This window comes from Candidatus Effluviviaceae Genus V sp. (genome assembly GCA_014728125.1).
Taxonomy (GTDB): Bacteria; Joyebacterota; Joyebacteria; order Joyebacterales; family Joyebacteraceae; genus WJMD01.
Map to the genome: position 1 here is coordinate 1 of WJMD01000002.1, position 11,153 is coordinate 11,153.

The following is an 11,153-nucleotide window of genomic DNA, read 5'->3' on the forward strand; positions in this document are numbered from 1 at the left end:
CGTCCCGCCGTAGAACTCGTCGAGCTCGGCCGAGTCGTCCGCCGCGACCGGCGTGCAGACGGCGAAGAGCAACGCACATGCGCTCCATGCCGCAACAACCGTGCGCCTCATCGGTGCTCCCTGGTCAGCGTAAGATATCGTGTGACTGGGCGTTAGGGTGAATCGCCCCGACGCCGCGGCCTCGGTTGCCTAGTCTGTGCAGAATAGCGTGCATGACGTGTGCCACACTCACGACCTCGCGGGCCGGGCCTGAGGAACGGACCGTCTGCGTTCACCGCACGGACCCTCTGCGTTCCCCGCGAAGTCGGACGACGCCCCGCGCGTCCAGCAGCCTGTGACCGACCGGGGGCCCCGACGCGTGACGCGGGCCGATTGACACCCGGTCGCGGCACCTGCTAGCCTCGCGCCCGGCGCAGCCGACGGGCGCACGTGAGGAGGAACGTGGAACCGACCGGAGCAGGGCGCAAGCGCGGCATCGTCCGCGGCTTCGCAGACATCGGGCTCGGGACCCTCGTCTCGAGGGTGTCGGGCTTCGCGCGCGAGGTCGTGACGGCCGCCGTCTTCGGGGCCGGTACGTCGATGGACATCTTCGTCGCGGCGTTCACGATCCCGAACCTCGTCTGCCGCGTACTCGGGGAGACGGCGGTCGAGTCCGCCTTCATGCCGCTCTTCCGCGGGCTCGCCTCGAAGGGCGAGCGCCATGCCGCGTGGCGGCTCGCCGCTCATACGCTGAACGCGCTCACCATCGTGCTCATCGCTCTGGTCGTTCTCGGCATCGCGGCCTCGCCGCTTCTGGTGCGCCTGGTGGCGACGGGTTTCGAGGGCGAGGTCTTCGAAGAGACCGTCCGGATGACGCGGCTCATGTTCCCCTTCGGGCTCGTCATCGGTCTGGCCGCGCTCATGGGCGCCATCCTGCTGGCGCACCGGCGCTATCGGCCCTACAGCCTGGCCCCGGTCATGCTGAACGTCGGCATCATCGGTTCTGTGGCGCTCCTGTCGGGCGAGCTCTCGTTCTACAGCCTCGGCGTCGGCGTCCTCATCGGCGGCTCGCTCCAGTTCCTCGTGCAGACCCCGTTCGCGCGCCGGCTGGCGCGACGCGACGGCGAGCGGCTCTTCCGTCCGGGCGCCGGGCTCAGGGACGAGAACATGCGGCACGTCCGCCGGCTGGCAGGTCCGGTGCTGGCCTCCGCGGTCATCCAGCGACTCGGCACGCTGGTCGACCGGTTGATCGCGTCGTTCCTGGTTCCCGGCAGCATCTCGTCGCTCTACTACTCGTTCCGCATCGTCCATCTGCCGTACGCGATCCTCGCGCTGTCGGCCGGGCGCTCCGTCGCACCGCTCCTGTCCGAGCAGTTCGCGCTCAAGGACGAGGAGTCCTTCCGGGACACGCTCGTCGCCGGACTGAGGATGAACCTGGCGTATCTGACCCCGGTGATCGTCCTCGCCGTGTGGCATGCCGAGACGATCGTCGGGCTCATCTACCAGCGGGGCGCATTCGACGCGACCGACCTCGCGATGACGTCGTCCGCCTTCGCCCTCTACGCCGTCGGGCTGGTCAGCATGGGGGCGGAGTTCCTGCTCGTCAGGGCCTTCGCGGCCCGGCTGGACACGGCGACGCCGGTGAAGGTCGCGGCGGGGGCGTTCGGCCTCAATGTCGTGCTGAACCTGCTGCTCGTGCGGACGCCGCTTCGCCACGCCGGCCTCGCGCTGGCGACATCGCTCGCCATGACCGCGCACGCCAGCGTGCTCTACACTCTCATGAACCGGCGTCTCGCTGCAACCGGCGCGCGGATCGCCGTGTCGAGCCTCCTGAGGCCCCTGGTGAAGATCGCCGTCGGCGTGCTGGCGCTCGTCGCCGTTCTGTGGGCCCTGGACGCCTTTGCTGGCATGGCGTTTGCTCGTTCCGTTCAGCTTGAGCGCGCACTCCGCCTCGTCATCGCTGGCGCGGCGGGGGGCGGCGTGTATCTTGTGGTACTCAGGCTGCTTCGCGTCGAGGAGATCACGGAGCTCCTCGGCCGCCTTCGCAGGTGAGAACTCCGGAAACGGCGGACCACGTGAGACCGCGTATCCTGGTGACCGAGCCGATCTGCGAACCGGGCGTTCAGGCCCTCCGTTCGATCGGCGAGGTCGAGGACGGGACGGGCATCGAGAGAGACGGGCTGCTCGAGACGATCGGCGGCTTCGACGCGCTGGTCGTTCGCAGTCACACGCTCGTCGACGGCGAGCTCATCGAGCGCGGACGGAGACTGCGCGTCGTAGGGCGCGCAGGCGTCGGCGTCGACAACATCGACATCCCCGCCGCGACCGCCCGCGGCATCGTCGTCGTGAACGCTCCGGAGGGCAACATCCTCTCGGCGGCCGAGCATACGGTCGCCCTCATGCTCGGGCTGTCCCGGCGCATCGCCGTCGCCGACCGCGTGCTCAAGGCGGGCAGCTGGAGCGACGCGCGAAGCGAGGGCGTCGAGCTCTTCGGGAAGACGCTCGGTATCGTGGGACTCGGACGCGTCGGCTCGCTGGTCGCGGTGCGGGCCGAGGCGTTCGGAATGCGCGTCGTGGCCTACGATCCGTACATCTCGGAGGAACGCTTCGCCCGCTTCGGGACGGAACGGATGCCCTCGCTGGACGCGCTCATGAAGGAAGCGGACTACGTTTCCGTGCATACGCCCAGAACGGATGAGACGTACGGCATGGTCGGCTCGCGCGAGCTGGCACTGGCGCGGGACGGCGTCAGGGTCATCAACTGCGCCCGGGGCGGCATCGTCAACGAGGACGCCCTCGCCGACGCCATCGAGTCGGGCAAGGTCGCCGGGGCCGGCGTGGACGTCTTCGACGACGAGCCCGTCTCGACGCACCCGCTTTTCGCCTTCGAGGATGTTGTCGTGACGCCGCACCTCGGTGGGACGACCGAGGAGGCCCAGGTCCGCGTCGGCGTGACGGTCGCCGAACAGGTCGCCGCCGCGCTCGAGGGACGCCTGCCTCGCCACGCGCTCAACATGCCGCTGACCGACAGCGAGACCGTGTCCTTCGTCGAGCCCTTCATGCCGCTCGCGGAGTCGATGGGGAGGATGTACACGCAGCTCTTCGGGATGCCGACCGGCGGGGTCGAGGTGCGCTACGGAGGAGAGGTCGGGCGCTACCGGACGGACCTGCCGACGCTCTCGCTTCTGCGCGGGCTTCTGGAGCCGGTCGAGGGAGACGCCGTCAACCTGGTCAACGGACGCTACCTCGCGGAGAACCGCGGCATCTCGGTGACCGAGTCCAGAAGCACCGAGTCGGGAAGCTACGCCAGCCTCCTCACGGTCGTCGGTCACGACGGCGGGGAACACTCGCTGACGGGGACGCTGCACGGCCGGGAGGCGAGGATCACCGGCATCGACGGTTTCGAGGTCGACCTGCCGGCAGCCGGTGACGTGCTGGTCTGCTGGTTCGGGGGGCGCGCCGTCGCCGAGTCCGGCATCGTCGGACGCGTCGGCACGATCCTCGGTCAGGCCGGCGTCGCGATATCGCGCATGGAGGTCGGACGCGAGGTCATCGACGGACGGGCGATCATGGTGATCTCCCTGGCGGAGCCCGAGCCGGACGCGATCCGATCGACGCTCTCGGGTCTGCCCGGGGTGTCCGAGGTGCGGCTGGTTCGTCCCGCCGGCGGAGGAAGCAGCGGAGAACGGCGACCGGGGCGATGAGCCCGGCCGAGAGACATCGGACGCAACGCGGTGCCCCGCGGCCGGAACGCCATCAGGCCGGTGACCGGGGCGTCCCTGCGAAGGAGGTCCAGACGTGGAAACGACGAAGATACTGCTCCCCGAGAAGGAGATGCCGAGGTCCTGGTACAACGTGCTGCCCGACCTCCCGAAGCCTCTCGAGCCGCCGCTCCATCCCGGGACGAGGCAGCCGGTCGGCCCGGACGACCTCGCGCCGCTCTTCCCCGAGGCGCTCATACTGCAGGAGATGTCGCCCGAGCGGGAGATCCCCATCCCTGAGGACATACTCGACGTCTACTCGATCTGGCGGCCGACGCCGCTCATCAGAGCCAGGCGTCTCGAGAGGGTTCTCGATACGCCCGCACGCATCTACTACAAGAACGAGGGCGTGAGCCCTCCCGGCAGCCACAAGCCGAACACCTCGGTCGCGCAGGCCTGGTACAACAAGCAGGCCGGCGTGAAGCGTCTCGCGACCGAGACGGGCGCCGGGCAGTGGGGAAGCGCCCTGTCGTTCGCCTGCAGGGCCTTCGGGCTCGAGTGCTCGGTCTACATGGTCAAGGTGAGCTACGAGCAGAAGCCGTATCGCAGGACGATGATGCAGATCTGGGGCGCCGACGTGACCCCGAGTCCCAGCGAGAAGACCGACGTCGGGAAGAAGATCCTCGAGAATGATCCCGACTGTCCCGGCTCGCTCGGCATCGCCATCAGCGAGGCCGTGTGGGACGCCGCGACGCACGACGATACGAAGTACGCGCTCGGCAGTGTCCTGAACCACGTGGTCATCCACCAGTCGCTCATCGGTCTCGAGGCCATCAGGCAGCTCGAGATGGTCGAGGACAAGGCCGACATCGTCATCGGCTGCGTCGGCGGAGGAAGCAACTTCGGCGGCCTCATCTCGCCGTTCGTGCCGCGCAAGTCGGCCGGTGAGGAGGTGCGGCTCGTCGCCGCCGAGCCGTGCGCGTGCCCGACCCTGACGAAGGGTCTGTTCGCCTACGACTACGGCGACACCGCGAAGATGACGCCGCTGATGATGATGTACACGCTGGGGCACTCGTTCGTTCCGCCGAAGATCCACGCCGGCGGTCTCCGCTACCACGGCGACTCGCCGATCCTGAGTCTGCTCGTGAAGGAGGGCATGGTCGAGCCCGTCGCCTACACGCAGAACGAGGTCTTCGACGCGGCCGTCATGTTCGCGGGTGCCGAGGGTATCGTGCCGGCGCCGGAGACGTCGCACGCCGTCAAGGCCGCCGTCGACGAGGCGGTCCGATGTCGTGAGGCCGGTGAGGAGAAGACCATTCTGGTCGGCTTCTCGGGCCACGGCCACTTCGACATGCTCTCGTACGAGGCCTACCTGGAGAACAGGCTCGAGGACTACGCGATGGACGATGTGGCCGTCGCCGAGTGCCTCGAGCGCGACGGCATCTGCGGGGAGAGTGAATGAGCGTCCTCGTCACCGGGGGAGCCGGCTACATAGGCAGTGTGACCGTCGAGCGCCTCGTCCGGGAGGGGAGACGGGTCGTCGTTCTGGATGATCTCTCCAAGGGACACCGGAACGCCGTGCTCGATGGCGTTCCGCTCGTCGTGGGCGACATCGGCGACGGCGAGCTCGTCACCGGGCTGGTGAAGGAACACAACGTTGACTCGGTCATCCATTTCGCCGCGAGGAGCATCGTCGGTGAGTCGATGGAACGGCCGGGCGAGTACTACGACGCGAACGTCGTCAGGGGCGCGAGGCTCCTCGACGCGCTCGTCGGCTGCGGGGTCTCGAAGCTGGTCTTCTCCTCATCGGCGGGTGTCTACGGGGAGCCCGAGTCGATCCCGATCAGCGAGGTGCACCGGACCCGGCCCGTCAACGTCTACGGTGAGACGAAGCTCGCGTTTGAGAACGTCCTCGGGATCTACGAGGAGCGGTGGGACCTCAGGTCCATCTCGCTCCGCTACTTCAACGCGGCCGGCGCCTCCGAGCGCTTCGGCGAGGATCACGAGCCGGAGACGCACCTGATCCCTATCGCTCTCGATGTCGCGCTCGGCAGGCGTCCCGAGATCACGATCTTCGGCGATGACTACGATACGCCGGATGGAACCTGCATCCGGGACTACATCGACGTTCGCGACCTCTCGGACGCGCACATCGCGGCGCTCGCGGCGCTCGATGCAGGTCGCTCCGGCATCTACAACCTCGGCAACGGCGAGGGCTGGAGCGTGCTCAACGTCCTCGACACGACCGAAGAGGTGACGGGACGCAGGGTCCGGCGCGCCGTCGGCGCGCGTCGTCCCGGGGATCCGGCGAGGCTGGTCGCCGGCTCGTCGAAGGCGGAGAAGGAACTCGGCTGGAAGCCGGGGCACCCGGAGCTCGCGGACATGGTCGAGGCGGCGTGGCGGTGGGCCGAGACGCATCCCGAGGGGTACGCGGCCTGACGCCGCGGTGCCCGGCGGAGGCCGCATTTCGCGGCGCGCAGTCGCGCTTGACAGTCCGGGGGGCCGTTGCTAGAATCTGCAGTCTGACACCGTGCCGCCCTAGCTCAGTTGGTAGAGCAACGGATTGAAAATCCGTGTGTCCGCAGTTCGATTCTGCGGGGCGGCACCACGACCATCCGGCGGCGCGCAGAACGGGACGGGCGCCGTGAGCGCGAACACCATTCGAGCTGGTGTAGCTCAGCTGGTAGAGCAACGCACTCGTAATGCGTAGGTCAGCGGTTCGAATCCGCTCACCAGCTCCAGAACACCTGAACGGCGGTCGGTTCCTCACCGGCCGCCGTTCTTCTTGCCGGGGATGCAACCGGGCCGCGGCGCGCGCATCTAACCACGTGGGAAGAGGTTGGAGTGACTCAGAGGCGTCGGTCAGGGCCCTCATACTCCATTGACATGCTTGAGTTCCTGTGCTAACATAGAGCCTGACGAATGGTAGCTTCCAGAAGACGTGGAAGACCGATGTGCACATCCGATGGGACCGTCGCCGTCGGCGGCGCGGTCCAGGGAAGGGTGCACACCGCGGACAGGTACCGACGGTCTGGACCTGAGGCATCTGAGCCGCGAGACTGTGGAGCGGGCGTCTGAGAAGACGCCCAGGAAAGGGGGAGTTGGATGAAGCGGATGGCAACGATCCTGACGGCGGCCGTCGTTCTCGTCGCCATGACGACGTCGGCCATGGGTGCGATCGGCTGGGCAGGCAATGTCTGGCCGGTCAACGGCACGCCCTACACGTCTGCCGACAACATCGATGTGTACGTCCAGGTGTGGAAGGACGGATGCACGGACGCCGATCCGGGCGCAGCCTGTCCCGACATCGAGGCGTACCTGTACTACCGTTGTTCGGGCACCGCGGACCCGTTCGACGAGGTTCCGATGGTCTACAATACGGACGTCGGCAACAACGACGAGTTCACCGGCACGATCCCGAACACGCACGGCTGCAGCGAGGTCGAGTTCTACGTCAGGGTCGTCGATACGACCGACGGCGACGAGTGGTACCCGCAGGACCAGAACAACAACGACCCGAACTTCTTCCTGCCGATCACCGAGGTTCTGGCGCAGGACGTCACCGTGACCTTCACGATGTGCCTGCCTGAGGGCTTCGAGACGAGCGGCAACGTCTGCGTCGTCGGTGCCGGCGATGAGCTGGGCAACTGGAGCGCGGGCGTCGTCATGGACCAGCCTTGTCCCGCCGTCAGCCCGAAGCTGTATCAGGTCGCCATCACCTTCCTCGCGGGCTCGAACCCGTACCGCGAGTACAAGTACCAGAAGGACGACTGCGCTACGTGGGAGTCGACAGGCAACCGCAGCATCACGATCGACGACTCGAGCCCGACGATGGAGCTCGATGTCGACGGTTGGGAGTACAACACGCCGGACTGCCCCGACTGCACGTCGCCCGTCGAGGAGGCGAGCTGGGGCGTCATCAAGGCTCTCTACAAGTAGCCGGAGCCTGACTGAAGAGCACCACGCTTTCTGAAGCGCATCATCGGGCCCCGGCGCGCAACGCGTCGGGGCCCTTTGTATGGCGAGATGGACCGGTGCAGGGTCTCGGGACAGCACCCCTGCACCCGGGATGGAACCAGAGGGGCGCCGTGTGGCGCCAGAGCGGTCTTGCTCGGCTGACGCAGGATTCTCCGGAGGGAGGAGCTCAATGAGATTCACTGTTGCAGCGCTCCTGGCGGTCCTCGTCGCCGTGCCGGCTTTGGCCGGCCCGAGCGTCGTTGGGAACTTCCAGGGGTGGGACCCGTCGTTGGGTCCTGAGTTCACGCTGAACGCGAACGGCGTGTACGAGGTCACGATCTCGGCGGGTGACTCGGTTCACCTGTACAAGGGCGTCGACGGCGACGCGTGGGGCCAGGATTTCCCCGGCGCCAACCAGACGTTCGACCCGCCGTCGGCCCAGAACGTCACGTTCTACGCGAACCTCGGCGCGACCGTCGGCACGAAGGAGGGCGACGAGTACATCTTCGACAGCCTCCATCCGCCGATCGTCTGCGGCGACTTCATGAGCGAGCTCGGTGGGAGCGACTGGGACCAGACCGATCCTTCGACGACCGTCATGACGGACGGTGACGGCGACGACGTGTGGGAGTTCAGCGCGGTCATCCCGGCCGGGAACTACAACTTCAAGATCGTCCTGAACAACAACTGGTCGCAGGACACGTACCCGCCGTCCAACAACTACCAGTTCAGCTCGGACGGCACGAACCCCGTCACGTTCTACTATCACATGGCCGACAACACGACCGAGGTCTTCACCTCGGCGCCGGCCGTCGTGATCAGCGCGAACATCGACGGTGTCGGGACCGACCCGACGAAGGTCAAGGTCAAGTTCTCGAAGAACGTCGAGGAGACGAGCGCCGAGACGCCGTCGAACTACGCGGTCTCGGGCGGCTACACGGTCGTCACGGCGACCCGCGACGACGATGACAACAGCCTCGTTCATCTCGAACTCGACTCCGGCCTCGTCGAGGGGAGCGACTACACCGTGACGGTGACGGGCGTCACCGACACGGACGGTCAGCCCATCGACCCGTCCCAGAACACCGCCTGCTTGTACCTCCACAAGGTCATCTTCCAGGTGAAGATGGACCTCTACGACGGCGGTCCGTTCTCGACCGTTCACATCCAGGGCGACACGCCGCCCCTGACCTGGGGCCAGTGCGAGGGCGCGCAGCTCGTGGATGACGGTACGGGCGACGATGTCGCGGCGGGCGACTCGACCTACACTGTGACCGAGTACTTCTCGACCGGCTACGCTTGTGGCGGCGCCGCCGACACGGTCGACGTCAAGTACAAGTACATCGTCGACTGCACGGACTGGGAAGGCGACTTCGACTTCGGTCACTTCGTCACGCTCTACCCCGAGGACGCGAGCTACACGCTGGACGTCTGGTGGGAGGACGTGGCGCCGAGCGACTACATCGGCTGCGACGTCGGCGTGAAGTTCACGGTCGACATGACGCCGGGACTCCAGTCCGGCGTGTTCAATCCGGCGACCGACACGCTGGCCGTCTACGGCTCGGTCGCTCCGCTTGACTGGTTCTGGCCGCCGGATGCCTCAGCCATCATGGTCGACGACGGGACGGGTGACGACGACGTTGCCGGCGACGATGTCTACACGGCGACGATGACGTTCCCGACCGGCAGCTTCCGGTTCGTGGGCTACAAGTACGCGCTCCGGACCGCCGAGAGCGACACGATGGCGAACGGCGTGCTCTTCGAGTGCGATACGCTGCCCGACCGCGACCTGACGCTCGACGATGTGAACGGCTGCGTCGCGAAGCGCGCCGGTCCGATGGTGCTCGAGGATCTCTGGAACTGGTGCGACGAAGTGGCCGGTTCCGCCGGGACGGTTCAGGAGACCTCGTGGGGCCGCATCAAGAACATCTTCAGGCCTTAAGCGGAACGACGATATGAACCAGGCTCGGGAACGGGCCTGGGACAGCAGGACGGACGACGCGCCGGGCGGGCTATGTTCCCGCCCGGCGCCCTGTTGTGCGTCAGCAGGCAGTTGACAGGTCGCGCGGGGTAGCTTAGCTTGGTCGGGCTTCCTTGCCGCGGCAGGCGAGGGCCCTCCGGGGCCTCTCATCCGGCCGCAGAGGCGTCGGGGGCCCCGACGGGCCGCGGTAATCCGCCCGGCCCGCTCCCGTCCCGCCGACGCCCGTACGCCCGTGGATGGGGCGTGATCAGGCGCTCAACCCCTGGACGGGTCAGCGTGTCAGAGCATACGGACAAACGAAGAAACAAGGCCTCGACCGGGAGAGACCCGGAGCTTGTCGCCCGCCTGAAGGCCGGCGATGAGAAGGCGTTCGAGGAGCTTGTAACGACCTATCAGGAACGTGTTTATCGCGTCGCCTGGAGGATGGTCCGTGACGATGACGTGGCCGAGGATGTCGCCCAGGAGGCCTTCATCAAGGTCTTCAGGCACATCGACCGGTTCCAGGAGCGTTCGAGCATCTACACCTGGATCTACCGGATCACGGTCAACATCGCCCTCAACAAGCTCAAGCGCGACCGATTCCGCAAGATGGTCCCGCTGGGCGACTTCGGTCGGCCAGACCGGAGCGCCAACGCCGACCCCGCGCGCCGGGCCCTCTCGAACGAGCTGGCGGAGCGGGTCGACGAGGCCGTCAAGGAGCTGCCGGAGAAGCAGAGGCTCGTCTTCACGCTCAAGTTCTACGAGGAGATGAGCCACAGGGAGATCGCGGAGGTCGTCGGCTGTTCCGAGGGAACGTCCAAGGCCAACTACTTCCACGCGATCAGGAAACTCAGGAAGGCCCTCGCAGACCTGAGGTGAGACATGGAGGACGACGAGAGAACCATGCGGTGTCACGATGTCAGAGAGCTGCTGATCGAGTTTCTGGAGAACGAGCTGCCCGAGCGGGAGCGCGACGAGGTCCGTCTCCACGTCGCGACGTGCGGCGAGTGCAGACGGGAGCTCGAGGCGCTTCAGGACACGTTCGCCCTGCTCGCGGACGACGGCTATCGTGAGCCCTCGCCCTTCTACTGGACCAGGTTCCAGGCCCGTCTCAGGGAGCGCATGCGGCGCTCCGGCGTCGCGGCGACGCCGCGCCGGCGCTGGGTGCCCGGGCTTGCGACGGCGACCGTGGCGGCGGCCTGTTTCGTGGTCGGCCTCTGGGTCGGCTTCAGCCCCGGAACAGGTGCACCGGAGCAGGACGTGGGGCGCTCCGGTCGCGACCGCGTTGCCGTCTCGGCCGGTCCCGTCATCTCGCCGAGGAGCAAACTGCTCGTTCAGACCGGCGCCCTTCCTGACGGAGTGGGGGAGACGGCTGCTTTCGCGCCGGACACCCTCGCCCCGGACAGCTTCGGGCCGCTCGGCGAGGACCCTCAGATGATCTTGACGACATCTGGCCCTCAGGGCGGGAAGGAGCGACTGCTCGGCGATGGGTTTCTGACCGAGTAGCGACCAGAACGAGCACGACCGACACATGCGGCTGACGCTTGCAGAGAAGA

8 protein-coding genes and 2 tRNA genes are annotated in these 11,153 nt (G+C 67.1%); all 10 read left to right on the forward strand.

From position 1 onward, the window contains the following. Positions 1-429: 429 nt before the first annotated feature. The 10 genes from murJ to GF405_00115 all read left to right on the forward strand — a co-directional run bounded on the left by murJ (position 430) and on the right by GF405_00115 (position 11,103). A complete protein-coding gene (gene murJ / locus GF405_00070; protein MBD3366551.1) occupies positions 430-2,031 on the forward strand; it encodes a murein biosynthesis integral membrane protein MurJ in 1,602 nt (533 codons plus the stop codon). Further along, a complete protein-coding gene (locus GF405_00075) occupies positions 2,028-3,683 on the forward strand; it encodes a phosphoglycerate dehydrogenase (GenBank protein ID MBD3366552.1) in 1,656 nt (551 codons plus the stop codon). The genes murJ and GF405_00075 overlap by 4 nt, the downstream gene beginning before the upstream one ends. 94 nt (positions 3,684-3,777) lie before the next feature. Further along, positions 3,778-5,142: a TrpB-like pyridoxal phosphate-dependent enzyme gene (locus GF405_00080; GenBank protein MBD3366553.1), complete on the forward strand. Its 1,365-nt coding sequence runs from the start codon at positions 3,778-3,780 to the stop codon at positions 5,140-5,142. Beyond that, positions 5,139-6,119: a UDP-glucose 4-epimerase GalE gene (gene galE / locus GF405_00085; GenBank protein ID MBD3366554.1), complete on the forward strand. Its 981-nt coding sequence runs from the start codon at positions 5,139-5,141 to the stop codon at positions 6,117-6,119. Before GF405_00080 ends, galE begins: the two co-directional genes overlap by 4 nt. Positions 6,120-6,212: 93 nt before the next feature. After that, positions 6,213-6,288, forward strand: a tRNA-Phe gene (locus GF405_00090). Positions 6,289-6,345: 57 nt separating this feature from the next. Beyond that, a tRNA-Thr gene (locus tag GF405_00095) sits at positions 6,346-6,421 on the forward strand. 364 nt (positions 6,422-6,785) lie between these two features. Then, entirely contained in the window at positions 6,786-7,619 is an 834-nt protein-coding gene (locus GF405_00100) for a hypothetical protein (protein ID MBD3366555.1), read from the forward strand. A gap of 79 nt (positions 7,620-7,698) precedes the next feature. After that, positions 7,699-9,579, forward strand: coding sequence for a hypothetical protein (locus tag GF405_00105; protein MBD3366556.1), 1,881 nt, complete (start codon positions 7,699-7,701; stop codon positions 9,577-9,579). A gap of 138 nt (positions 9,580-9,717) precedes the next feature. Beyond that, complete coding sequence (locus GF405_00110) at positions 9,718-10,476, forward strand: sigma-70 family RNA polymerase sigma factor (GenBank protein MBD3366557.1); 759 nt, start codon at positions 9,718-9,720, stop codon at positions 10,474-10,476. 3 nt (positions 10,477-10,479) lie between these two features. Next, positions 10,480-11,103, forward strand: coding sequence for a hypothetical protein (locus GF405_00115; GenBank protein MBD3366558.1), 624 nt, complete (start codon positions 10,480-10,482; stop codon positions 11,101-11,103). Positions 11,104-11,153: the final 50 nt, after the last annotated feature.

What these genes read in the sequence shown, in the direction of transcription:
- galE (MBD3366554.1), top strand. Translation starts at nt 5,139, where the DNA reads ATGAGCGTCCTCGTCACCGGGGGAGCCGGCTACATAGGCAGTGTGACC.
- GF405_00100 (MBD3366555.1), top strand. Translation starts at nt 6,786, where the DNA reads ATGAAGCGGATGGCAACGATCCTGACGGCGGCCGTCGTTCTCGTCGCC.
- GF405_00105 (MBD3366556.1), top strand. Translation starts at nt 7,699, where the DNA reads ATGGCGAGATGGACCGGTGCAGGGTCTCGGGACAGCACCCCTGCACCC.
- GF405_00115 (MBD3366558.1), top strand. Translation starts at nt 10,480, where the DNA reads ATGGAGGACGACGAGAGAACCATGCGGTGTCACGATGTCAGAGAGCTG.